The sequence below is a fragment of the Flavobacterium defluvii genome, from assembly GCF_900129555.1.
Classification (GTDB): domain Bacteria; phylum Bacteroidota; class Bacteroidia; order Flavobacteriales; family Flavobacteriaceae; genus Flavobacterium; species Flavobacterium defluvii.
The window spans coordinates 376,831-402,041 of the sequence record NZ_FQWC01000002.1 but is presented as its reverse complement, the minus strand read 5'-3'; the positions used below and the strand labels follow the sequence as shown (position 1 = coordinate 402,041).

At 34.1% G+C, this 25,211-nt stretch carries 22 protein-coding genes; 8 read left to right on the top strand and 14 right to left on the bottom strand.

Going from position 1 to position 25,211, the window contains the following annotated elements:
- Window positions 1-190 precede the first annotated feature (190 nt).
- Window positions 191-937 (top strand): NUDIX hydrolase, encoded by a 747-nt coding sequence (locus BUC29_RS05920; RefSeq protein WP_073414306.1) that lies wholly within the window; start codon window positions 191-193, stop codon window positions 935-937.
- A 139-nt stretch (window positions 938-1,076) separates the two neighbouring features.
- Here BUC29_RS05920 and BUC29_RS05915 read toward each other — a convergent pair whose 3' ends face one another.
- The gene (locus tag BUC29_RS05915; RefSeq protein ID WP_073414304.1) at window positions 1,077-3,335 is read right to left on the bottom strand and encodes an acyl-CoA dehydrogenase family protein; all 2,259 of its coding nucleotides are present in this window, start codon (window positions 3,333-3,335) and stop codon (window positions 1,077-1,079) included.
- Window positions 3,336-3,578: 243 nt separating this feature from the next.
- Window positions 3,579-4,496, bottom strand: a complete 918-nt coding sequence (locus BUC29_RS05910) for an EamA family transporter (protein WP_073414905.1) — start codon at window positions 4,494-4,496, stop codon at window positions 3,579-3,581.
- A gap of 99 nt (window positions 4,497-4,595) precedes the next feature.
- On the opposite strand from BUC29_RS05910, the gene BUC29_RS05905 reads away from it, so the two are divergent.
- Window positions 4,596-6,020 (top strand): aminotransferase-like domain-containing protein, encoded by a 1,425-nt coding sequence (locus BUC29_RS05905; protein ID WP_073414302.1) that lies wholly within the window; start codon window positions 4,596-4,598, stop codon window positions 6,018-6,020.
- A gap of 242 nt (window positions 6,021-6,262) precedes the next feature.
- Here BUC29_RS05905 and BUC29_RS05900 read toward each other — a convergent pair whose 3' ends face one another.
- The 6 genes from BUC29_RS05900 to BUC29_RS05875 all read right to left on the bottom strand — a co-directional run bounded on the left by BUC29_RS05900 (window position 6,263) and on the right by BUC29_RS05875 (window position 12,499).
- Window positions 6,263-7,210, bottom strand: coding sequence for a bestrophin family protein (locus BUC29_RS05900; RefSeq protein ID WP_073414300.1), 948 nt, complete (start codon window positions 7,208-7,210; stop codon window positions 6,263-6,265).
- 231 nt (window positions 7,211-7,441) lie between these two features.
- Entirely contained in the window at window positions 7,442-8,161 is a 720-nt protein-coding gene (locus tag BUC29_RS05895; protein ID WP_073414298.1) for an adenine nucleotide alpha hydrolase family protein, read from the bottom strand.
- Between the two features lie 77 nt (window positions 8,162-8,238).
- Window positions 8,239-9,642 carry a sensor histidine kinase gene (locus tag BUC29_RS05890; protein ID WP_073414296.1) on the bottom strand — a complete coding sequence of 468 codons (1,404 nt, stop codon included), beginning with the start codon at window positions 9,640-9,642 and terminating at the stop codon, window positions 8,239-8,241.
- A 1-nt stretch (window position 9,643) separates the two neighbouring features.
- The gene (locus tag BUC29_RS05885) at window positions 9,644-10,318 is read right to left on the bottom strand and encodes a response regulator transcription factor (RefSeq protein WP_073414294.1); all 675 of its coding nucleotides are present in this window, start codon (window positions 10,316-10,318) and stop codon (window positions 9,644-9,646) included.
- A gap of 164 nt (window positions 10,319-10,482) precedes the next feature.
- Complete coding sequence (locus BUC29_RS05880) at window positions 10,483-11,103, bottom strand: porin family protein (RefSeq protein ID WP_073414292.1); 621 nt, start codon at window positions 11,101-11,103, stop codon at window positions 10,483-10,485.
- Between the two features lie 121 nt (window positions 11,104-11,224).
- Window positions 11,225-12,499, bottom strand: coding sequence for a BamA/TamA family outer membrane protein (locus BUC29_RS05875; RefSeq protein WP_073414290.1), 1,275 nt, complete (start codon window positions 12,497-12,499; stop codon window positions 11,225-11,227).
- 234 nt (window positions 12,500-12,733) lie between these two features.
- On the opposite strand from BUC29_RS05875, the gene BUC29_RS05870 reads away from it, so the two are divergent.
- The 3 genes from BUC29_RS05870 (at window position 12,734) to BUC29_RS05860 (ending at window position 14,522) form a co-directional block, all read left to right on the top strand.
- Window positions 12,734-13,207 carry a hypothetical protein gene (locus tag BUC29_RS05870; RefSeq protein ID WP_073414288.1) on the top strand — a complete coding sequence of 158 codons (474 nt, stop codon included), beginning with the start codon at window positions 12,734-12,736 and terminating at the stop codon, window positions 13,205-13,207.
- Window positions 13,208-13,439: 232 nt separating this feature from the next.
- Window positions 13,440-14,018 carry a pentapeptide repeat-containing protein gene (locus BUC29_RS05865; RefSeq protein WP_073414286.1) on the top strand — a complete coding sequence of 193 codons (579 nt, stop codon included), beginning with the start codon at window positions 13,440-13,442 and terminating at the stop codon, window positions 14,016-14,018.
- 159 nt (window positions 14,019-14,177) lie between these two features.
- Window positions 14,178-14,522, top strand: a complete 345-nt coding sequence (locus BUC29_RS05860; RefSeq protein ID WP_139260413.1) for a hypothetical protein — start codon at window positions 14,178-14,180, stop codon at window positions 14,520-14,522.
- Window position 14,523: 1 nt separating this feature from the next.
- Here the strand turns inward: BUC29_RS05860 and BUC29_RS05855 are convergent, their stop codons facing one another.
- The 4 genes from BUC29_RS05855 to glyA all read right to left on the bottom strand — a co-directional run bounded on the left by BUC29_RS05855 (window position 14,524) and on the right by glyA (window position 18,306).
- Window positions 14,524-15,021 (bottom strand): GNAT family N-acetyltransferase, encoded by a 498-nt coding sequence (locus BUC29_RS05855; protein WP_073414282.1) that lies wholly within the window; start codon window positions 15,019-15,021, stop codon window positions 14,524-14,526.
- Window positions 15,022-15,039: 18 nt separating this feature from the next.
- Complete coding sequence (locus BUC29_RS05850; protein WP_073414280.1) at window positions 15,040-16,080, bottom strand: GMP reductase; 1,041 nt, start codon at window positions 16,078-16,080, stop codon at window positions 15,040-15,042.
- 212 nt (window positions 16,081-16,292) lie between these two features.
- The gene (gene miaE, locus BUC29_RS05845) at window positions 16,293-16,886 is read right to left on the bottom strand and encodes a MiaE family protein (protein ID WP_073414278.1); all 594 of its coding nucleotides are present in this window, start codon (window positions 16,884-16,886) and stop codon (window positions 16,293-16,295) included.
- 145 nt (window positions 16,887-17,031) lie between these two features.
- Window positions 17,032-18,306, bottom strand: coding sequence for a serine hydroxymethyltransferase (gene glyA / locus BUC29_RS05840; RefSeq protein ID WP_073414276.1), 1,275 nt, complete (start codon window positions 18,304-18,306; stop codon window positions 17,032-17,034).
- Between the two features lie 110 nt (window positions 18,307-18,416).
- Here glyA and fahA point away from each other — a divergent pair, with 110 nt between their 5' ends.
- The gene (gene fahA, locus BUC29_RS05835) at window positions 18,417-19,703 is read left to right on the top strand and encodes a fumarylacetoacetase (protein ID WP_073414274.1); all 1,287 of its coding nucleotides are present in this window, start codon (window positions 18,417-18,419) and stop codon (window positions 19,701-19,703) included.
- Between the two features lie 328 nt (window positions 19,704-20,031).
- On the opposite strand, the gene BUC29_RS05830 is transcribed toward fahA, so the two are convergent.
- Window positions 20,032-21,072: an agmatine deiminase family protein gene (locus BUC29_RS05830; protein WP_073414272.1), complete on the bottom strand. Its 1,041-nt coding sequence runs from the start codon at window positions 21,070-21,072 to the stop codon at window positions 20,032-20,034.
- A 187-nt stretch (window positions 21,073-21,259) separates the two neighbouring features.
- On the opposite strand from BUC29_RS05830, the gene BUC29_RS05825 reads away from it, so the two are divergent.
- Together BUC29_RS05825 and BUC29_RS05820 are read left to right on the top strand one after the other, a co-directional pair.
- Window positions 21,260-22,780 carry a choice-of-anchor I family protein gene (locus tag BUC29_RS05825; protein ID WP_073414270.1) on the top strand — a complete coding sequence of 507 codons (1,521 nt, stop codon included), beginning with the start codon at window positions 21,260-21,262 and terminating at the stop codon, window positions 22,778-22,780.
- 200 nt (window positions 22,781-22,980) lie between these two features.
- On the top strand, window positions 22,981-24,240 hold the full coding sequence (locus BUC29_RS05820) for an OmpA family protein (RefSeq protein WP_073414268.1): 1,260 nt from the start codon (window positions 22,981-22,983) through the stop codon (window positions 24,238-24,240).
- 73 nt (window positions 24,241-24,313) lie between these two features.
- On the opposite strand, the gene BUC29_RS05815 is transcribed toward BUC29_RS05820, so the two are convergent.
- Window positions 24,314-25,204 (bottom strand): carbon-nitrogen hydrolase, encoded by an 891-nt coding sequence (locus BUC29_RS05815; RefSeq protein ID WP_073414266.1) that lies wholly within the window; start codon window positions 25,202-25,204, stop codon window positions 24,314-24,316.
- Window positions 25,205-25,211 lie beyond the last annotated feature (7 nt).

Here is a 25,211-nt window from a genome sequence, read left to right as displayed (position 1 = left end):
TAAATTTTCATTTATCCTAATCTTAAAAAAGAAAAATTAGAGGATTACCATCAAAACAAGCAATTGATTACATATAAATCAGAATAAAAAAAAGTAAAAAACATTTCTATTAAAGGGAAAAAATTGTTTTTAAAAAAATAAGCTGATTTATATTTTTCAAATAGATTAAATTTGAAAACAAATAAAACCAATGGAACTAAAGAAATTACTTGAACAGCAGTCTGCCGAAGCATGGGAAAAATATATTCCGTCGCTTTCTATTGACTGCGTTATTTTTAGTTTTCATGAAAACGCACTTCATGTTCTTACACTTAAAATGAAGGATCAGGATTCGTTTGGGCTTCCTGGCGGTTATGTTCAAAAAAATGAAAATGTAGACGATGCCGCAGTCCGTATTTTAAAAGACAGAACCGGAACCGAGAATATCTATTTGCAGCAGTTTTACACTTTTGGAAATTTAAAAAGATCTGAAAGTGTTTTTGAAGGTTATGATGATAATATTTGGAACAAACAGCGTTTTGTTTCTATTGGATATTATGCACTTGCAGAGCATTCGCAGGTAAAGCTACAGATTGACCAATACTCAAATGCCGTTGAATGGAAATTGATCGAAGCTTTACCGGAATTTATGATGGATCATCGCGCAATTTTCGACAAAGCGCTTCTTACGCTTCGCGAACAGCTCAACAATCATCCTATTGGTTATAATCTTCTGCCTGAGAAATTTACAATGCCGGAACTTCAAAAATTGTATGAAGCTATTTTAGGAAAAAAACTAAATCGCGGTAATTTTTATCGAAAGATTCTTCGTTACGATATTCTTACCAAACTAGATGAATCCCGCAAAGGCGGCGCGCATAAAGCTCCTGATTTATACAGTTTTGATTTAGAAAAATACAATGCTGCTTTAAAAGAAGGTTTAAAAGGAAGCTGGTAATTTCATAATATTTTAATACACCATATAAGTGATATAAGTTTATTTAAAGTTTGATGTTAAAAACCTTGTCAAAGTCTAAAATTTTGACAAGGTTTGAAAAAACTTTTAAAACTTATATCACTTATATAGTTTAAAAAAATCACACCGCAATTGGCGCCGCCAGACAACTTTCCGGAATATCAAAAGCGTTTACCAATGCAACCGCATCGGGACGAATATCCCAACATAGCTGATTTACAATTTTACGAACGGCTTTTGTTTTTACGGCTTCCATATAACCGTCTTCAAGATACCAGGCTTTATTTTTTTCTATCTGCGAAAGCGCATATAATTGATATAATTTGGTTAAAATATTTTTTGAATTCTGATCTTCGATGGCTTTGATTGCTTCCTGAAATTGCTCTAAAACAATACGCTCCAGATATGCCTGCGCAACATCAATCATTTGATGCTGAACAACATTAAAAGCATCATAAGCTTCTAATCCTCCATCTACTAATTTCTTTATACGTCGCGCTGCCGAAGCCAGAATTGTTTTTTCTCTGTGAACAAAAGCCTGAAGATGAAATTCACCATCAAGCAAATGCTCGTCATCAGTTCTTCGGGTTGCGATTGGATTTTTTTCTGTAATCGCCGTTTTTGCATTTTCGTAGACATAATTGATGATGCCCAAAGAACCCATTTCGCCAAAAGTTTTTCTAAATTCAGATAAACGGTTTTTAGCGACTAATTGCATTAAAACGGTATTATCGCCTTCAAAAGTGGTGTAAATTTCAGTATCATTTTTTAAAGCGTCGATTCGGTTTTCAGATAAATACCCTTTTCCGCCACAAGCTTCTCGGCATTCCTGTAGAATATCTCTTGTACTCCAGGTTGAATACGATTTCATTCCGGCTGCAAGCGCTTCGATTTCCTGCATTTCTGCTTCTGTTCTGTTTAAGAATCTTTTGGTCAGATATTGAAGTGCGAAATGAACAGCGTAGATTTTAGCCAAATGCGGCAACAATCTGCGCTGATGCATTCTGTAATTTAAAATCGGAACTTCTGATCCGCCTTCGGGACCAAATTGTCGACGTTGATCGCTGTAGCGAATGGCAATTGTCAATCCTGATTTGGATGCAGCCAAAGCCGAACGCGGAATCCCGATTCTTCCTCCAACCAAAGTGCCTAACATCGTAAAAAATCTTCTATTATCACTCGGAATCGGACTTTCAAATTCTCCTTTATCATTTACAGATGCAAAACGATCGAGCATATCTTCTTTCGGAATCACAACATTATCAAAACTTATTGTTCCGTTATCAACTCCGTTTAAACCCATTTTATGTCCGCAATCGCCTATCGTAACGCCTTTTACGACATTTCCGTTTGTATCTCGTAACGGTACTACAAAAGCATTTACGCCATAATCATGTCCATCGATAATTAGCTTTGCAAAAACTGTTGCTTTTTGCCCGTGAACTGCTGCGTTTCCGATATATTCTTTTTGGGCATTTTTATTTGGCGTATGAATCGTAAAAGTCTGATCGTTATGATTGTAAGTTGCTGTAGTTTCAAGACCTTTTACGTTAGATCCGTGATGCGTTTCGGTCATGGCAAAACAACCCGGAAGTTTTAAAGAACCAATATCTTTTAAGTATTTTGCATAATGTTTTTCGGTTCCAAGTGACTGAACGCTCATTCCCCAAAGTCCAAACTGAACGCCAAATTTTATCACTAAACTTAAATCGTGATAACTCAGCGTTTCCATAATCGCAAAATAATCTTCTACGTTTCCTCCTCCTCCATATTCTTTTGGATAAGCCATGTTTCCTAAGTTTTCATTGGCTAGAATTTTACACCAGTTGTAAACCGTTTGGCGGAAAACATTTATATCTGTTGAAGTTTCATAAGCAAATTCAGGTCTTGAAATAACTTCCTTAACTCTTTTTATAATTGGAGCTTCTTTTCCATCCAGAAATTCAGTTATTTTTTGAATATCAAAATTGCTTGTCGTTTGTGAATTTGCCGTAAAAGAACCAGCTTTTGTTTTAAAATTTTGAAGTGCTTCTTCGCCTAAAATTCCGAGGTCATTTTCAAGTTTTGTAAAATCTGATTCTAAAGATGAAATATCCAAATCTTTATCTGAAAGCGCTACAGCAATATCAAAAATAGATTTTATCGAAGATTTATCCTGAATGCTTTTTTCGATGTCCAGTTTCCATTGCGCAACTTCATTTCGCGAAGGCGGATTCGAAATATCTACTTTAGAAAGCAGATATTCTTGTTCTTCAACAGAAAGTGCTTTTTGGGATTTTATAAATTCCTGTAATGTGGCAAATTCTTTTTGAGTTAAAAGATCATCAGACCACACTAAATAAAATAACGGAGTAAAGGCTTGCAGCTTGGCTGGTTTCATATAATAGAGATTCGGTTATAAATTATTTATTTGCCACAGATTACACAGATTAAAAGGATTTTTTTGTTGAAGATTAGCCACGAATTCACGAATTATCAGATAAATAAAATTCGTGAATTCGTGGCTAAAAAAATCATTTTACTGCATAAAAAAGCAGGAATGAAAAATACTCATTCCTGCTTAAAAATCCTGTTAAGATTCTCGTAATTTTATACCTTAAACCAATAAAAATACAGAGTTACTTTATTGAGAATCTTTAGAGGACAGGATATATTTCTGTTTTATGGCAAAAATATGATTGGAATTAAAAACTAACACTGCAATAAAAATAATGCCGTAAGCACTGATTTGCAAAGCACTGATTTTTTCGTGATAGACAAAATTTGCCAGTAAAAAAGCAATCATCGGATTAATGTTCAAAAGCATTCCAACAGTTGATGAGTTAATTCCTGAAAGTGCGTACAGGTTAAGAAACAACGGAATAATCGTAAATGCAATTGCGATGGTTTCTATACAGAAATAAAACTTAAATTCGGTTGGGATTGGTCCGCTGTATTCCGGATAAAACGGGAATAAACATATCGCTGCCAATGTAATATGAAACGTGAGGACAATAAATCTGTCAAAACCTTTGTTAACTCTTTGACTTACCAAATAAGAAGCATACGTTAAACCAATAATGATACTGAAAAACATATCCATAATATCGGCGTAAGATAAAAGCAGACAACCAAAAATACTTAAGCCAACTGCCAGCCATTGCGTTTTTTCCAGTTTTTCTTTTAATATAAAAAACGCTAACAAAGTGGTTAAAATTGGACATACTAAATACGCCAAAGAAGTCGCTTTTACACTAACATGATTCATTACATAAATAAATGTGAACCAGTTTGCCATTAAAAAGAAGCTTCCGCCGATATTCAATAAAACAGCTTTTTTCTTTTCTGAAGAAGATAATCCTTTGAAAATATTTAGAGTTTCCTGCAATGCTTTTCTTTTAAATAAAAACGTAATTAAAAGCATTAAAATACTGCAGCTAAAAACACGATAAAATAAAATATCGAGTGCAGGATAATCGTGAATAGGTTTTAAAACCAAACTGAAAAATCCCCAAACGGTGTAAGCGGTAATAGCTGCGATATAATATTTTGTTGTTTTCACGACTGTTTTTCTTTTATTTTTTTGATGAAACAAATTTCTAAAAAATAAAATAGCAATACAGATACAGTTTTTGTAAATTGCAGCATAACAGTTTATTTTATGAAAAGCTCAAATTACTTGTATTTACAGTTTGCCGATGTTATCGAAAATCAGATAAAATCAGGGCTTTTGAATGTTGGAGACAAACTGCCTTCTATACGGGAAGTTTGTGCTGAAACGGGTTACAGCATGAGTACCGTTAGCAAAGCATATTATGAAGTTGAGAGTCGATCACTGATTGAATCGCGTCCGCAATCTGGTTATTATGTGAGCAACATTTCGGCAAGAATAATTACAGAACCTTCAGCCAGTAAGCCCATTTTAAGCGTTGAAAACATTGATCGCGAAGATTTAGTCGATTTGGTTTATGGTGATATGCGTAAAAAAGACCTGACGATGCTTTCACTTGGTTTTCCATCAAATGAACTGCTTCCTATTGCAAAACTGAATAAAGGAATGGTTCAGGCCATGCGTCAATTGCCCAACAGCGGTACGAGTTATGAGGAAATTCAGGGAAACAGTAATTTACGAAAAGAAATTGCCCGCTGGTCGTTCACTTGGGGAGGTTCTTTGACCGAAGATGATATTATCACCACTCCGGGCTGCATTTCGGCTATTTCAGATTGTTTACTGACTTTGACAAAACCGGGAGATACTATAATTACCGAAAGTCCGGTTTATTTTGGTATTCTGCAATTGGCGCGATCGTTAGGTTTGTATGTGATGGAACTTCCAACCAATATGACAACGGGAATTGAACTCGAAGCCGTTAAAAAAACACTTTCTACCAATAAAGTAAAAGCCTGCGTATTAATGAGCAATTTCAGTAATCCATCGGGAAGTATGCTGCCAAATGAACATAAAAAGGAAATTGTGCGTTTGATGGATTTTTATAATGTTCCGTTAATTGAAGATGATATTCACGGCGATTTGTACTTTGGCACAAGCCGTCCAACAAATTGTAAAACGTATGACGAAAGCGGGATTGTACTTTGCTGCAGTTCGGTTTCTAAATCTCTGGCGCCGGGTTATCGCGTTGGCTGGGTTTCTGCTGGTAAATTTAAAAAAGAAGTTTTAAGAACTAAACTATATCATACGATCTCCTCGCCTACGATTACTCATGAAGTTGTTGGTGATTTTTTGAAAAACGGCCGTTATGAAAATCATCTTCGTAAAATTCGCCAAATCCTGAATCGCAACTGCAATAATTACATTAATACGGTTTTAGAATCTTTTCCGGCTGGAACAAAAGTAAGTCAGCCTCAGGGCGGATTTTTCCTTTGGGTCGAACTGGATAAAAAAATAGATACGGCAGCTTTTTATCATTTGGCTTTAAAACATAATATCAGTATTGCACCGGGAAGGATTTTTTCTTTTCAGGATCAGTTTTCAAACTGTATGCGTTTAAGTTTTGGACTTCCGTGGAGTAATGAATTGCGCGAATCTATTAGAACTTTGGGGAGATTGGCAGCGAAACAATTGTAATCTTTGCGCTTTTTTCTATTTGACATAGCCCCGTAGTTTCAACCATGGGAGAGCATAATTTTCAAAAACAACTACATGTCCCCGTGGTTGAAACCACGGGCTATGTTTAGTTGATTTGTGTTTCAAAAAAACTTAGAACCTTAGCAACTTAGAATCTCAGCAACTTCCAAAAAAAAACCGGACAGTGTAATTAATAACACTGTCCGGACAACAATTAATTAAAGAAGACCAAAATTAAGGCGTTATAGAACGAAGTAAGCGTCTTTTTCGACTTTTTTAGCTTCGTCGTTTATTTCAAATTCTTTTAGGATATCAAATTCGCTTTGATATTCGTTGAGCATTTGCTTTATGTTCTTTTCGATTGTATTTGCAATTGTTGTAACAGGCGTATCAGTTGGTCTGTTTTCAAAAGGATCCTGCAAATGAATTGCCATTCTTTCAATCAAAAAGAAAGCTGCGGCGATTGCTGTAATTAACGGAATGGCAAACCAGCTTAATACACTTGTTAATCCGAATGGTAATAACAAAATAAACAAACACAAGGTTAATCTAATATACATGCTGTAGGTTGTTGGGAAAATCGTATTCTTGATTCTCTCGCATTTACCCATTTCATCGCATAATCGCGATAATGTATTATCGATTTCTACCTGCTGATACATATTGATTTTTTTCTCGTTTTTAGCATTTTTAAGATCGCGTGCATGCAGCATTAAAATAGCATTTGGAACGTTTTGATGGTTCTTGATGTATTTAATTTCTTCCTCGCTCATTAAACCTTTTAGTGGTTTTATTGCGTCTTTATTTCGAAGCGACTGACCTAAACTGTAACACCATGCTATTTGCCTTTTTGCAAAATTTTCTTTGAATTCGCTTGCTTCTACAGAAAAATCAGGATCTTTATAAAATGTCAAAACCTGACGAATTAAGGTTCGGGAATCGTTTACAACGGCTCCCCAAACAATTCTGGCTTCCCACCAGCGGTCGTATGCCTGATTTGATTTAAAGGCTAATAATAAGGAAATAATCGTTCCAATCATCGTTGGAATCGCTATTGGAATATCTACGGGAAGTGTAACAAAATAATGGTGAAATATTTCAAATAATATGGTGTATGCCAGTACAAGAGCCATTTCTACTTTAATTTTCCCGAGAACGTACTTCATTGGTATTCTTTTTCTTAATAACATATTTTCGGTTTTTAATTAAACAATTTGTGCCGTTAGGCACTACATATTGGTAGAAAACAAAAAATTGAAAATAAATTCAATCGTGCCGTAGGTACGAAAGAACTAACATTGCGTACCTACGGCACGCTTATGAAATTCCGCATATATTACTGGCTACCGATATTGAGTGCCTAGCGGCACATTTTAAATCAAGATTTGTGTTAAGATTACTAGATCTGATTTTGAAAAAAACTAAACCAACTCTTCATATAATGAAAGCACCGGAAGTCCCAGTTTTTCATTGATGTTTTGTTTTTTTACTTTTTTAAATTTTATTTTTTCGCCTTTACGGGTTTCAACTAAAAGATCAATTTCGTATTTAGAAATAGCTTCTGTTAAATAAGGTGCTGATTCTTCGTAATTATCATCAATTTTAGAAGTCTGACTTACAATTTCATAAGAGAAATTTTCATTCAAAAACTGCTGAACATCTTTTACATGAACATTTGCAGAACTGTTTTCTATATAAAGTGCTTTTGTAAAATCTTCTTTAAATTCATTTCCTAAATGCAGAATCGGACATTTTTGATTTCCTGCTAATTGTACTAAATATTGATGAATGCGCTTAGTTTCTTGTTTATAAGAATGAGTTAAAATGACTAATTTTACAGAAAAGTGCTCGATAATTCCTCTAAAAATTGGCGACGAAAGTCCATATTGATTATGAATTTTAATTCTGCAGTTTTTAGCATGATCGATCATGTATCTGCAGGTTTCGAGAACTTCTTCCTGACTTTTGGTAAGTCCGGTTCTCATTTCACGTAAAAAATTAGATGATGAAAAGGCATCTGGTGTTTCAGAAACCATCATTAAAACAATTTCACAGTCTGACTCTTTTGCCTGGCTAATTGCTGATTTTACAGCAGAAATCGTATCATCTTTTAGAGTTGTAGGGATCAGGAAATTTTTCATATGCATAATCTTTTAGTTTATACATACAAAGTAACTTCTTGAATATTAGAAAGGTATTAATCTTAAATTAGATTTTTCTAAGATTCAACATTAGAATTTTTAATGTTGTTCTTTTTCGTTTTTGCTTTCTTAAAAATAATGGTTACAATTGTGCCTTTATTTTGTTCCGACTGAACTTGTATTTCACCATCGTGCATACGAATGATTTTTGAAGCCAGCGGAAGTCCTAAACCATAACCAATATATTTGGCGGCAATTTTTCCTCTAAAGAAAGGTTCATACAAATGCGGAATATCTTCGGGCGGAATTCCGATTCCGATATCATTTATAGAAATTTTAATAGCTTCCTGATTTGCCGAAAGTGTTACAAATACTTCATTATTATCGGAATATTTTACACCATTTGTAATAATGTTGTTAATCGCTAATTCTAAAAGGGGTTTATTACAAGGAATTAAAAGCAGATTGGAATCTTTTGGTGCAAAATTCATTTTAACACTCACACGGTTTTCCGGATAAATCTTATCTAAATCTGATTTTACGTCCAGTAATAATTCGTCGATTCTGGCAATGTCCAAAACCTGTTTATTCCCATCGTACCCCGTTTGCGTAAGCTTTAATAAACTTTCGGTAAGATTTCCTAATCTTGATGCCTGACTGTAAATATTTTGGAGAGATTCTACATACTCAGCCACTTCACGTTCTTTTAGGAGCATAATTTCAGCTTCGGCAATAATGGTTGTAATTGGCGTTTTTAACTCATGTGAAGCATTATTAATAAAATTGGCCTGAATTTCAAATGAAGTTTCGAGTCGGTCGAGCATATCGTTGAACGTTTCTGTGAGATCTGAAATTTCATCTGAATTTTTAATTGCCGGCAATCGATTATGAAGATTTGAAGCACTAATTCTGTTTACTTCTTTGGTAATTCTTGCCACGGGATTTATAACTCTTTTTGCCAGAAAACGACCTAAAAAGAAAGCAAGCAGAATAAATCCGATTCCGCCAAAAACTAATATTTTTATAATATAAATAGTTGTCGTTTTTCCTCTTCGGTCACGCGCGCCAACAATTACAATATATTTTTGATCTCTTTCTGTAAAAACCTGCCCGAGATAATATTTACTGTTTACTTCAAAATAATCTTTTCCCGTTTGCAGAATATTAGAATAGAATGCATTTGGAAGATTTAGTTTTGTGTTGTAATCAAAACTATTGGCACTGTTTATTTTAAGAACATATTCTTCTTCTTCAATAAGTTCTTCCAGTCCGTTTTTCTTTAAATTACTATAGTATTTGCTTTTTTCGGGATCGTGCTGAAAATGAATTGATGCTACAATTTTGGCACGGTCTTCCAGCCTTTTCAAAAAATGATAACGGTTATTTTCTCTAAATAAAACGAATACTATAATACTCAATAGCAATGTACTAAAGGTAGAAAGTGCTACATAAGTAAACGTAATTTTTTTTCTAATATCCATTTTATGGCTTTATAACATAACCTAAACCTTTCATAGTATGAATAAGTTTGGTTTTAAAAGGTTTGTCTATTTTTTTTCTTAAATATGTAATATAAACGTCTACAACATTGGTATTCATGTCGAAATTGATATCCCAAACATTATCGAGAATTTGATCACGGGAAACGATTCTTCCGGCATTTTTTCCCAGATAATACAGCAATTTAAATTCTTTTGCCGTTAAAATTATCGGTTCGCCATCTCTTTTTACCGTTTTAGCACGACCGTTTATTTCTAAATCACCAATGGTAATAACATCGATTTTATCAGTTTCCTGATGCGCTCTTCTATGCAGAGCGTTTACTCTTGCGTCGAGTTCGCCAAATTTAAAAGGCTTTACCAAATAATCATCGGCACCGGAATTAAGTCCGGTTACTATATTTTCTGAAGTTCCCAGAGCGGTCAAAAGCAAAATTGGAACAAAGTTTTTGCTGGCACGAAGTCTTCTGCAAATCTCTATTCCGTTTATATCCGGCAGCATAACATCTAAAACAACAACATCGAAGTTATAATTGTGAATCATCTCAAGGGCAGTTTTGCCGTCAAGAGCCACACTTACTTCGTTGTTATTTTCGGCAAATCCTTTTCTTAAAATCGATAAAAGATTTGGTTCGTCTTCGACTATTAGTAACCTCATATAATTTGTATATACAACAAAAATAAGGATTGACTTCAAAAATAGTACTCATAACGGATAGAAATTATGATTTAATTATGAACAATCACGATTGAGATACAAAAAAAAAAGCAGCCTGATTTAGCTGCTTTTTCTTAAATATTTTCGTTTAACTCAAAATTTTATCACTTCTTAAAGTTAAAGCTCAAAACGGCTCCCAGTCCAAACTGAAAAGTAGAAACATAATCTTGAACCGCAACCGGCCCATAATAATATGTCCAATAATAACTGTCTCCAACTGCAGCTGACATAGATTGTAAGTAAGCATTAATATTTACAGAAACTATTGATGCTGTTTTAATTTTTACGCCTCCTTTAATATCCCAGGCAAAGTAAGTTCCACTGCCGCTTTGAGGCGTTTCAACAATACCAACACCCGCACCCGCACCTAAATAAGGCAGAAGATTTGTACCGGTATCAAAATAATGTGTAAAATCTGCAAGAATGAAGTTAAATGCTCCTTTATCATCACTTGAATTTAATTGAGTGCCTAATGGACCGTACACTGGTATTTTAACATCTGTTCTTAAATACTTTACCTCAACTGAATTGTTTGTTGAAAAGAAATACTCAAATCCTGCTCCGTATTGAAAACCATCTTCAATAGTAGCAGAATAATTGTCGTAATCAAGCTTATCCGAAAAGTTATAACCACCATACAAATTAAGCGAAAAAGACCTTGCATCCTGAGCCTGCATTCCTATCACCGACAGAAACACAGCTAATAATAAACTGTACTGTTTCATAAATTATGTGTTTGAAAGTTAAATGGTTAGCCAAATTTAATATTTTTTATTGTAAATTCTTACAATTTTATATTTAAAATTCAACAAATCAAACACTTACATATTTTACAAAATAGTTTTTTTAGAAAGTTTCCCCGGCATTCAGATAAAATCCTTTCGAATTGTTTCCCCAAGCATTATCAACAACTAAATTCGTACGCGTTTTTTTGTCAATCAATATTCGAAGACCAAGTCCGGCTGCAGGCTGAATAGAATGAAAAAGTGCCAGATCATTGTCCTTGTTGCTGGCAGTAACGAAATTTGTAAAAACTACTCCACTAAAGATTTGATTACAGGTTATGGGAAATCGAAATTCTGTTGAAAGATAAACCAAACCATTTCCTCTAAATAATCCCTGCGTATAACCTTCTCCACTCCTGCTGCGCTGATCCCAGCCAATCGCCGGAAGATTTAAATATGGCACTTCGCCTCTGGTTATAAATTGGCCATAAGCCCAAATGCCGAGAATGTAGCGATCGTTTTTCTGCGAAAGCGGAATAAAATTTCGATATTCTGCGTACAAAACATTACTGTATTTTTGATTGTGAAATAAAACAGGATTGAATCGGTAATTAATATTGGCAAACCAGCCATGAGAAGAATTTACCTGATTGTCGCGGGAATCGTAAACAAGATTTAAACTTACTCCTGTTAGAAAATATTCTAAATCATCAAAACCATGTTCCTGACTGTAATTGTAGTGATAGGTAAAATTCCCGTTTTCAATGTCTAGTTCTTTGTCTTTAATATTCGTATACCAGTCAATATTTATTCCTCCTCCAAAGTAAAAATTCTTTCTTATTTCAAAAGAAGCGGTTTGATGAAATTTAAAATAATTATAATCCATCGCCTGTGCCAAAGAATCAATGCTGAAATTAGAATCCTGATCGCGTTTGGGCGGAATTATATCAGTACCGAGTCCGTAGTTTGGCTGTGAAAATATATAGAACCGATAATCTCCGCTGAGAAAGATTCGGTTATTTTTGAGTAGAATATTGTTTTTGACATTAATCAGCCATTGTTTTTTCACTGTATATGTTATTCCCAAATTAGCTACCGAATATTTATCTGATTCTTGTTTTCCTTTGAAAGTATATTGTGCAACGGCACCAAAAAAAAATCCCGTTGCCGGCTGTGAACCAATTGCGGGAATTACAAGAAAAAAATTGTTTTTGGCAGGTTTAACTACTAAAGCCGAATCCCTTTTTTTAAAGATTTCTAAAATAGTTTTTGGGGGACATATTGCTTTATTCTGAGAATTTATTTCGGTTTGAGCTTCTAAAAACAATGGAAATAGAAAAAGCAGGACTGCGATTTTAATTTTATGCTGAAAACTTATTTTTTTTAATAATTTCATTCGGCAAAAATTTTAAATTTCAATTTGAAAGATCAAACTTTCTGTAAATATAATTCATTTTCAATACTTTACACAAACAAAAACATTACTTCATTAGTTTTAAAAAGTCTTATTTTACAATTTTTTTGACTTTTAGTACCTAAATCTAATTTACTGTTCAAACTATTTTTACAAAATTTTGTAAAACAACGTAATGTCCATTTTTAAAGGGCTTACAGCAATAAAACATTAGCGATGAAAAACACTTTTAAATTTACACTACCAGATTTTCCAAATGATGAATTTGAATTTGAAAATAATATCTTTTCTGGCAAATCGACATTAAAACAAAATGGAATTTTTGTTGAACAGAGTAAAGAAAAAGGAAAACCTTTTTTAATTAAAAGAGCAAATCAGGAAATAGTTAAAGCTTTTCCTAAAATGAACATCCCGGATATTTCAGCACAAATTTTAAACATAGATGGAAAAAAATATCGTATGGCAGATAAATTAAAATGGTATGAATATATAGTTGGCGGAATGCCTTTATTAATTGTATTAGGAGGTGGTGCGATTGGCGGTATGATAGGTGGTGCTGCAACCGTAATTAATTATACTTTTTTTAGAGAATCGCAAAAAAACAAATATTTCAAGGTAATCGGTGTAAATATTTTATGCGCAATAATTTATTTAATTGCAGCCGGTTTTTTATACAAATTAGCTCAATAATTGATTAAATTAAGAATATAGAAGCAATAACAAAGCCGGCAGAAATGATGGCTTTGTTATTGTATTTTTTATAACAAGCTGACTTTGTGATAAATTTTAAATTAATTATTTTTTTGAAATAGTTTTCATCTCATTTTTCCTGTCATTCAATTCTAAATTTTTGTTTACAAATTTTCCACGATATTTTCGCTTAAAGTAGTATCTTTTCAGTCCCAAATAATTATTAAAAGAGTTGAAAAAAGAAAGCGAATATTTTCTGGATAAAGAATATAATACAATTATTTACGCCAAAGATGATCTTAACTTTAAAGACTTTGAAGGCTGCATTTTTAATAATTGTAATTTTTCTGCCTGTACTTTTTTAGCAGTTACTTTTATCGACTGTGTTTTTAATGACTGTATTTTCAGCGAAGCAAAGATTAATTATGTCGCGTTGAGAACAGTTACTTTTAACCGATGCGAAATTAAAGAAGTAAATTTTGCAATGTGCGACAAACTCATTTTTGAAGTTCATTTTAATGATTGTACTCTGGACTTTTCGAAATTTTATACTTTAAAATTAAAAGGAACTCCCTTTACCAATTGCAGTTTGATTGCCGTTGATTTTATGGCGGCTGATCTCACAAGTGCTATTTTTGATAATTGCGATTTGTACCGTTCAGAATTCAACAAGGCCATCGCCAACAAAGCAGATTTTAAAACGAGTTATAATTATACTATTGATCCGTCTAAAACGAAACTTAAAAAAGCTGTTTTTTCTTTGAAAGAAGTAAAAGGGTTATTATTTAAGCATGATGTTATTGTGAGTTGAATAATATTTAATTTCAATTTTAACAAAATAAGATAAATGAAAAAACTAGCTATTCTTCTTTTTTTAATCTTTCATCTAACATACGCGCAAAAAACAACTAAATTTAGAGATATTGGAGTAATATTTTCCGAAAATTATAATTGTTATCTTTTTGAAAATTTGAAACGTTTTACCCCAACTTCAAATGAAATTAATGAATTAGAAATTTTATTAGGCAAGAATATAGAAATTATCAATACTAATAAATTCAATCCATTAATACATAAAAATTTAAATAACTACAACAGACAATATTTTGGCATTTTTAACGAGAAAGGCCAAAAGATTATTTATGTCAATTTTCTCTGGAGAGAAAATACAGACCATCCTTTTAACAGAAACAAAAAAGAAAAATGGAAAACTGAATGGCAGGATATTTCAGATGGCGGAAGTTATTATTGGAATATAAAATACAATTTAATCAATAAAACTTTTTTTGATTTCCGAGTAAATACCCTTGGTTAAATTAGAGCTTTTTCCCCATTACATAATCTTCCATCAAATAACCATTTCCAATTTCAATGTCAACGGTTTCTTTAATTTCAAAACCTAGTTTTTTATAGAAATTTAAAGCCGTATTAAAACGGTTTACATTTAATAAAAGGTTTTTTGAATTGTTTTCTAAAGCCATTTTTTCAATGGATTCAAAAACTGTTTTTCCGTAACCTTTTCCCTGTGTTTCCGGCAGAAGATAAATTTTATGGATTTTAGTTACAGCTTCATTATTATAATTATGCTCAATTCCGATAAAACCAATTGTAGATTCTGAATCAGAAATTAGATAAAACAATTGTTCTTTATTCTCGATTTGCTTCGTTAGAGCTTCATCAGAATAAAATAAAGCTAACATGTAATCTAATTGTTCTTTTGTCAAAATTTCCCCGTAAGTAATTGGCCAGGTTATATTTGTGATTTTTTGAATTGTTTTTATATCGCTTAAACCTGCGTCTGAAATAGTAATCATATTGAATTCTGAAATATTTTAATTTGTATAAACCTGATTTTCCTGCTCGCTTACGCGGATGAAAGTTGTTCGTTTTGAAAGTTCTTTTAATCTTGGAGCGCCAACATAAGTACAAGTACTTCTCAAACCGCCCAAAATATCTAAAACGGTGTGAATTACATTTCCCCTAAACGGAACTTTTACAGTTTTTCCTTCACTTGCTCTATATTCTGCAACTCCTCCGGCATATTTTTCCATCGCCGTAGCTGAACTCATTCCGTAGAATTGTTTGAATTTTTCACCGTTTATTTCGATAAGCTCGCCTCCACTTTCGGTGTGTCCGGCTAACATTCCACCTAACATTACAAAATCAGATCCCGCGCCAAAAGCTTTTGCAACATCACCCGGAGTTGTGCAGCCGCCATCACTAATGATATGTCCGCCTAAGCCGTGCGCGGCATCAGCACATTCAATAATTGCAGAAAGCTGCGGATAACCAACACCTGTTTTTACACGAGTTGTACAGACAGATCCGGGTCCAATTCCGACTTTTACAATATCGGCTCCAGCCAAAAGTAATTCTTCGGTCATTTCGCCTGTAACTACATTTCCGGCAATAATTATTTTATCCGGATATTGTGTTCGGGTTTTCTTTAGAAATTCAACAAAATGCTCTGAATAGCCGTTTGCTACGTCAATGCAAATAAATTTCAATGAAGGATTTGCTGTAATTACTTTTCCTATTTTCTCAAAATCTTCCTGCCCTGTTCCGGTGCTTATCGCAATATAATTATAGAAATCCGGGCTGACATTTTTTAGGAAATTATTCCATTCTTCAAGCGAATAATGTTTATGAATTGCCGTAAAAAGTTTTTCTTTTGCTAAAACCTGTGCTATTTGAAAAGTTCCTACTGTATCCATATTCGCAGCCATAATTGGAATTCCCGTCCAATCTGCGGAACTGTGCAAAAACTTGAAATTTCGTTCTAAAGAAACTTCCGACCTGCTTTTGAGCGTTGATCTTTTTGGTCTGAACATTACATCTTTAAATCCTAGCTTTAGGTCCATTTCTATTCTCATAATTGAAAATTTTGGTTACTTTCAAATGTAATGATTTTAGAATTTAGATTGTAGATTTTAGATTTAAAATGCGTGTTAATTTTGGCACGCGGATGATACGGATTCACTTCGTGAAAACGCGGATTTGATGCGGATTTTTTCTATGCTTTGCGCGGGCTTCGACTTTGCTCAGCCTGACAAAACCTGAAACCTGAAACTTGAAACAACGAAAACTACCCGTGAATCGTTTCGTTTTTTCCGTAATTGGTAATAATTGATTCTTCAAAAGCTAACCATTCTCTCCAGCGTTTTTCAACGTCGATTCCTACTCCGTACTTACGTGCGTAAGTAATGAATGTAGTGTAATGTCCTGCTTCGCTTTCCATTAATTCTCTGTAAAAAACGGCAAGTTCTTCGTCCTGAATATTTTCTGAAAGTACTTTAAAACGTTCGCAGCTTCTGGCCTCGATCATTGCAGAAAACAATAATCTTTCTACAAGACCCGAAACCCGGCTTCCGTCTCCGCTTCTTTTCATGTATTGGTATAATTCGTTTACATATTCATCTTTACGTTCACGTCCTAATTTTAATCCTCTTTTGATGATGATATTATGTACTTGTTCAAAATGATCTACTTCTTCTTTTACCAAAGCCAGTAAATCTTTAACCAAATCCTGATGCTCCGGATTGTTTGTAATAATCGTAATCGCGTTTGTTGCTGCTTTTTGTTCGCACCACGCATGATCTGTTAAGATTTCTTCGATGTTTTTCTCAACAATATTTACCCATCTTGGGTCGGTTGGCAATTGTAATCTTAATACGCCCATTTTTTTTAAGTCTTAAAGTTTGAAAGCCGAAAGTCATAAAGTCATTGGAAAACTTTAAAAGAAAAATCGAAGATCAAAAACTAAAATAGAAATTCACATTCCATTTAGACTTTCGACCTTCGACTTTATGGCTTTTGACTAATTTTTAATATGCAAAAATCGGTCTTTCGCTCATTAATTCGTTTACTTCTTCAGCAACTTCTTCGATAAGATCTTCATTTGTATGATCTGCAAGAACTTTATCAATTAAAGCTACGATAGTTTCCATATCTTTTTCAACTAAACCACGAGTTGTGATTGCAGCTGTTCCTACGCGAATTCCAGAAGTGATAAATGGAGATTTATCGTCAAAAGGAACCATGTTTTTGTTTACTGTAATTTCAGCTTTTACTAATGCGTTTTCAGCTTCTTTTCCAGAAATATTTTTATTTCTTAAATCGATAAGCATCATGTGGTTGTCTGTTCCGCCAGAGATAATGTTGTAACCTCTTTTTACGAAAGCATCTGCCATTGCCTTTGCATTTTTTTGTAATTGCATTGCGTAAGTAAAGAACTCATCTTTAAGAGCTTCGCCAAAAGCAACCGCTTTAGCAGCAATAATATGCATTAAAGGTCCTCCTTGGTTTCCAGGGAAAACAGCTAAGTCTAATAATGAAGACATCATTCTGATTTCTCCTTTTGGAGTTGTTAATCCTTGTGGATTTGGGAAATCTTTACCCATTAAAATTAAACCTCCACGTGGTCCTCTTAATGTTTTATGTGTTGTTGTAGAAACAATGTGGCAATGTGGAATTGGATCGCTTAATAATCCTTTTGCAATAAGACCAGCTGGGTGCGAAATATCAGCAAATAAGATCGCTCCTACGCTGTCTGCAATTTGTCTGAAACGAGCAAAATCCATATCACGAGAATAAGCAGAAGCTCCGGCGATGATTAATTTTGGCTGTTCTTTAGTGGCAATTTCCTGAATTTTATCATAATCTAAACGACCAGTTTCAGCATCTACACCGTAGAAAACCGGACGGTATAAACGTCCTGAAAAGTTTACAGGAGAACCATGAGTTAAGTGACCTCCGTGTGATAAATCAAAACCTAAAATAGTATCTCCAGGATTTAAACATGCATGATAAACAGCTGTATTTGCCTGAGAACCTGAGTGCGGCTGTACGTTTGCGTATTCAGCTCCAAATAATTCTTTTGCTCTGTCAATTGCAATCTGCTCAATAACGTCAACTACTTCGCAGCCTCCGTAATATCTTTTGCCAGGATACCCCTCAGCATATTTATTAGTCAATACAGAGCCGGCAGCCTGCATTACCTCATCACTTACAAAGTTTTCAGAAGCAATAAGCTCTAATCCGTGAATTTGTCTTTCTTTTTCTTCTTGTATAAGATCAAAAATTTGTTCGTCGCGTTGCATTTTTTCGTTTTTCGTTAATTTCCTGCAAAAATACAAAAAAACGTTTGTGATACTGTTAGATTATGATATATTTGACATGTAATTTTTCAACAAATAATTAACATCTAAACATGCCAATAACCGCCAACGATACTAAAAGAAAATCATGGTTAGAAGTGCCAGAAAATAGCGACTTCCCTATTCAAAATATCCCTTTCGGTGTATTTCTTACCAAAGAAAATGTCGTTACCGTAGGAACGCGAATTGGCGATTATGCCATAGATTTAGGGGCTTTACAGCAATTAAACTATTTTGAAGGAATAGATTTAACCGATGATATGTTTATGCAGGATACGCTTAATGATTTTATTTCTGATGGAAAAAAAACATGGCGTTTGGTGCGAAATCGTATCGCTGATATTTTCGACGAAAACAACCCACAGCTTAGAGATTCAACAAAAGACCGTGATATTGTTATTTTTAATATTGAAGATGTAGAGATGCAGCTTCCGGTTTTAATTGGAGATTATACCGATTTTTATTCAAGCCGCGAACATGCTACAAATGTAGGTAAAATGTTCCGCGATCCGGAGAATGCCCTTCTTCCAAACTGGCTGCATATTCCGGTTGGATACCACGGAAGAAGTTCTACAATTGTTCCGTCTGGAATTCCGGTTCACAGACCAATGGGACAAACTTTGCCTCCCGGAGGAGATTATCCTGTTTTTGGGCCATCACGTTTAGTAGATTTCGAATTAGAAACTGCTTTTATTACCACTGATGTAAACGTAATGGGCGAAAATATTTCGACTTACGAAGCAGAAGATTATATTTTCGGAATGGTTTTACTGAATGACTGGAGCGCACGTGATATCCAGAAATGGGAATATGTGCCGCTAGGACCTTTCTTAGCTAAAAACTTTGCATCGTCAATTTCTCCATGGATTGTTACTATGGATGCTTTAGAGCCTTTTAGAACAAAAGGGCCTAAACAAGATCCGTCACCGCTTCCTTATTTACAGACAAAGGGTAAAAAAGCTTTTGATATTCATTTAGAAGTTTCATTAAAACCTGAAGATGCTGTTGAAGAAACGGTAATTTCGAGATCAAATTTTAAATACCTATACTGGTCAATGGCTCAGCAGTTAACGCATCATACTTCAAACGGATGCCGTATTAACTCTGGCGACATGATGGGTTCCGGAACTATTTCCGGGCCAACTCCTGACAGTTTTGGTTCTATGTTGGAATTGACTTGGGGAGGAAAAAATCCATTAAAATTAAAAGATGGTAGCGAGCGTAAATTTATTGAAGATAATGATACGGTAATTATTCGCGGGTTCTGTGAAAATGCAGAAGTAAGAATTGGTTTTGGAGAAGTTTCAAGTCAGCTTTTACCCCCTTTCATTAGACAATGAAGAGCAGATAAAGATTCTGAAAAAATATAAAAATAAAAAACCTTGGCTTTCACCAAGGTTTTTTTATGTTTATTATTTACAAAAGTGTCGGATCATTATTCTCATTTTTGTCATTTCGACGTAAGGAGAAATCTTCGCAAGTAAATCCGCAACAGCAAGCCAATCTTTGTAGAGTTTCTCGTGAAGATTTCTCCTTACGTCGAAATGACAAATGTTGCGTATAATTATATTGATCTAAAAACATTGAGAAGCTTTGACTTCGCTCAGCCTGACAAACCTGTAAAAAACTTTGCCCCTTTGCATTTCTGCTTCTTTGCACCTAATTTAATTAAGCAGGAATCTGCTGGCTTAAACAATGTAATGTCCCGAATCCCCAAATAAAATCAATACAGCTTATTCCGATTACTTCTCTGTCTGGGAAACATTCTGCCAAAATATTTAAAGCTACACGATCGTTACTGTCATTGAATGTTGGTACCAAAACACAATTATTCAGAATTAAGAAATTAGCATAACTCGCAGGAAGCCTTAAATCTTCAAAATCTACACGCTTTGGCATTGGCAATGCTACAATAACCGGAGATTTTCCGTTTTCTAATTTTGCGTTTTGTAAACGTTTTAAATTGTCTTGCAATGGTTTGTAATTCGAATCGTTTTTATCTGTTTCAACAATAGTTACGATTGTATCTTCGTTTACGAATCGGCATAAATCATCGATGTGTCCATGTGTATCGTCACCTTCAATTCCGTCACCCAACCAGATTACGTTTGTAACGCCAAGATATTCTTTAAAAACGGCTTCGTAATCTTCTTTTGTAAAACCTTGATTTCGCACCTGAATGGTTGGATGCATCAAACATTCTTCAGAAGTTAATAAAGTTCCTTTTCCGTTAACATCAATTGCGCCGCCTTCAACAATTACCGGTTTTCCTTTATACATTACCTGCGTTAACGGAACATCAATGAAATCAGCTACTTTTCCGGGTACAAATTTATCTAACTGATAGTTTTTATATTTTGCCCAGCCATTAAAATTAAAATTTAATGCCTCTCTTTTCGAACCATTTTTAACGATAATTGGTCCGGAATCGCGCATCCAGCTTCTGTTGGTTTTATGAATTATATATGAAACGTTTTTAGTATTTACGCGGGCTCTTTCAAGCATTTCAGCAACTTTTGCTTTAAGTTTTTCATCGGCTACGACCAAAAAAACAGTTTCATACGCAGCTACTTTTTTGATAAATTCTACAAAAGCCCATTGAACAGCTTCGTATTTTCCCGGCCAATCGTTACCATTATGCGGAAAACATAATACAATTCCTTGTTGTTTTTCCCATTCTGCTGGAAATCTTCTATTATTTGTTGACATAGATAGGTTCTAATTTTGAAAGTGTACAAAGATAAGCATTCGTTAGGATTATAAAACACCTGAGCAAAAATCATCTTAAATTTCACAAAGAATATCTTCCAAAAATTAAGTTAAAGATTAAATAATAAAGGCTTAATATTCGCTCCAAGCTTGGTAATTACATTTGGCGAAACTAAAAAACTAACAAATGAAAAAAGTAAGCCTTTCATTATTAGCAGCTTTATTTTTAATGGCAAGCTGTAATAACGATGAAAACTCAAAAAACGAAGAACAAGAAGTTGTTGTAAATGAAAACCCTGCCACTTTCAAAGAAATTGGTTCAATTACTATTGGCGGAGAGGCAGCTGCCGAAATCTCTGCTTACTGCGAAAAAACAAAAAGACTTTTTACGGTTAACAACAGCGGAACAAATCAAATTGACATTATCGATTTATCAGATCCTTCAAAACCAGTAAAAATTGGTAAAATTGATTTAACTGCTTATGAAGGTGCATCAAATAGTGTTTCTGTTTTTGACGGAAAACTGGCTGTGGCTTTAGAATCTACAGTTAACAAACAAGGAAACGGAAAAGTTGTTATTTTTAATACTTCTGATTATAGCTTAATAAAACAAGTTATTGTTGGTGCTTTGCCTGATATGATTACATTTTCTCCAGATGGGAAATACATTATGACTGCTAATGAAGGAGAACCAAATACAGATTATTCTCAAGATCCAAACGGAACTGTTTCTATTATTGAAACAAGTGGTTATACTGTTACAACTTTGGATTTCAGTTCGTTTGCAAGTCAGGCTGAAACTTTAAAAAAAGATGGCTTCAGAATTTCAAAATTTGCTAAAAGTTTTGCTCAGGATATTGAACCGGAATACATCACTATTTCTGATGATTCTAAAACAGCATGGATAACATTACAGGAAAATAATGGCGTTGCCAAAGTTGATTTAACTTCTAAAACTATTACAGCAATTTATCCGCTTGGTTTGAAAGACTATAATACAGCTGAAAACGCAATTGATGTAAGTGACAAAGATGATAAAGTAGCCTTTAATCCTTGGAAAGTAAAAGGTTTGTATATGCCGGATGCAATTAGTCATTTTTCTGCTAATAATGTTTCATATTTTGTTACTGCAAATGAAGGTGATGCGAGAGAATATGCAGCTTATTCAGACATTAAACGTATGAAAGATATGAAACTTGATGCAGCAATTTTTCCAGATGCTGCAACTCTAAAATTAGAAACTAATTTAGGAAGACTAAATCTTGTTGCGGATATGGGCGATACTGACGGTGATGGAGATTTAGATGAAATGGTAAGCTTTGGTGCACGTTCTTTTTCTATTTGGAATGGAAATACTGGAAAGATCGTTTACGACAGCAAAAATGATGTTGACAAAAAAACAAACGAACTAGGAACTTATGATGATAAACGTAGCGACGACAAAGGTTCTGAGCCAGAAGCTGTTGTTGTAGCTAAAATGGGAACTCAGAATATTTTATTTGTTGGTCTTGAAAGATCTGATGCTTTTATGACTTATGATGTTACAAATCCTAATACTCCTCAATATTTACAAACAGTAAAAACTGGCGATGCACCAGAAGGAATTCTTTTCATTCCAGCTTCAAAAAGTCCAACTAAAAGAAGTTTATTAGTTGTGAGCAGTGAAGGTGACGGAAGTATTAAAATATATCAGCCAGACTTGAAATAACCAGAATTTTTTAGAATTGAAAAGGGTAAAATTTAGATTTTACCCTTTTTTTTATTTAAAAATCAAAATTTAATTAACACATTTTCAGATTTATAAACTAAACAATGGGAATTATGTAAGGCAAGATAGAACACATTCCCAAAACGCGAGCCCTACTTTTGCTAAGAGTTTAAATAAAAGCCGAATTAAATATTTTTATTATGAAAAAGAAATTAGCATCTGTATCCCTTTTACTATTAGCCTTTGCAGCAAATGCACAAATGACTACTACGTCTACAAAACCAGCTGTCGATCAGCCTGAATATAACAAATGGTCCATTGAATTAAATGGCGGTGTAAATAAACCAACTCGAGCAATGACTCCAGGTTATGCAACCGAATCTTTAAATTTTTTCCACGGAGATTTAGGTGTAAGATATATGTTTAATCCAAAATTTGGTTTGAAGCTAGATGTTGGATATGATCAGTTTAAAGAAAAAAAGAATACGCCTGATTTTGAAAGTCGTTATGTTAGAGCAAGTTTACAAGGAGTTATTAATGTTGGACGTGCTTTAAATTTTGAAAGCTGGACAAATACAATTGGTATTTTGGCACACGGAGGTTTTGGAGTTTCGCAAATTAGTACTGAAACTGGTTTTGGCGGACAAGATTATATGGCACACGGAATTGCTGGTTTAACCGGGCAAATTAAGTTGAGCAACCGAGTGGCATTGACTGGTGATCTTACCGGAATTATCAACGGAAGACAAAACTGGAATTTTGACGGAATGGGCAATACAACAACAGGTTCTTTTGATGGAATTTTGTTAAATGCATCTGTAGGTTTGACTTTCTATTTGGGTAAAAACGAAAAACACGCTGACTGGTATTCTGAAGAAAATGAAAGATTAAACAAATTAGAAGACAGAGTTACTACTATCGAAACCAATCTTATCGATACTGATAAAGATGGTGTTGCTGATTTGTATGATTTAGAACCAAACACAATTGCCGGAGTTGCAGTAAATACAAAAGGACAATCTATTGATAACAATCAAAATGGTGTGCCGGATGAGTTAGAAAGTTATTTAGATAAAACTTATGAAAAGAAAGGCAATGGAGCTACAAATAATACTGTTGAAGAATTAATTAACGGTGGATATGTAAATGTTTATTTCGATTTTAATTCATCTAAACCGACAAACGCTTCTTTATCTGGTGTTGATTTCTTAGTGAAATATTTAAAAAACAATCCAGGAAAATCTGCAGATATTATTGGTTATGCAGATGAAATTGGAAAAACAAGTTATAATACTGAATTATCAAGAAAAAGAGCTGAAGCGGTGAAAAAAGTTGCTGTTAATGCAGGAATCGACGCTTCAAGACTTAATGTTGTTGCTAACGGAGAAGATACTTCGGTAAACAAAAATTCTAAAGAGGCACGTCAGATCGTGAGAAGAGTTACTTTCCAGGTAAAGTAAATTATATATACATTAAAAAAGGCGGTTTCAAAATTATTGAAACCGCCTTTTTGTTTTATATAAAAATAAATAATTATTTATCGATTGCTCTTTTTGTGATGTCTCCAAAAGCATCAATTCTTCTGTCTCTGAAAAATGGCCAGTTTTGACGTACGTTTTCCTGTAAATCTAAATCAACTTCAGCAATTAAGATTTCTTCTTTATCATGAGAAGCTTGTGCTAAAATCTCTCCTTGTGGTCCAGCAATAAATGATGCTCCCCAGAATTGGATTCCTTCTGTTCCTTCAATATATTTTTCAAGTCCGATACGGTTTGCTGCTGCTACGAAAACACCATTTGCTACAGCATGTCCTTTCATTACGTTCATCCAGGCTCCGTATTGGTTTTCTCCGTATTGTTCTTTTTCTTTAGGATGCCACCCAATTGCTGTTGGGTAAAATAAAACTTCTGCACCTTTTAAAGCTGTAATTCGTGCAGCTTCCGGATACCATTGGTCCCAGCAGATTAAAGTTCCGACAGTTCCTTTTTTAGTTTCGATTGCCTGAAAACCTAAATCTCCCGGAGTGAAATAGAATTTTTCATAAAAATGAGGATCGTCAGGAATATGCATTTTACGGTATAATCCAGCTTCTGTACCATCTGTATCAATAATGTAAGCACTATTGTGATAGATTCCAGCCATTCTTTTTTCGAAGAAAGGAACAATAATTACAACTCCAAGTTCTTTTGCTAACTCGCTGAAAGCAACAAATGAAGTACTGTAAAGTGGTTCTGCTAATGCAAAATTATCTACGTCTTCGCTTTGGCAGAAATAATGACTGCTATATAATTCAGGTAGTAAGATAACCTCAGCTCCCTGACTTGCAGCATCTCTTACCCAGCTGATACATTTTTTTAGATTGTTTTCGGCTACATCATTCAGGTTTAACTGAATTACCGATATTTTATATTTTCTTTTCGACATGACATAA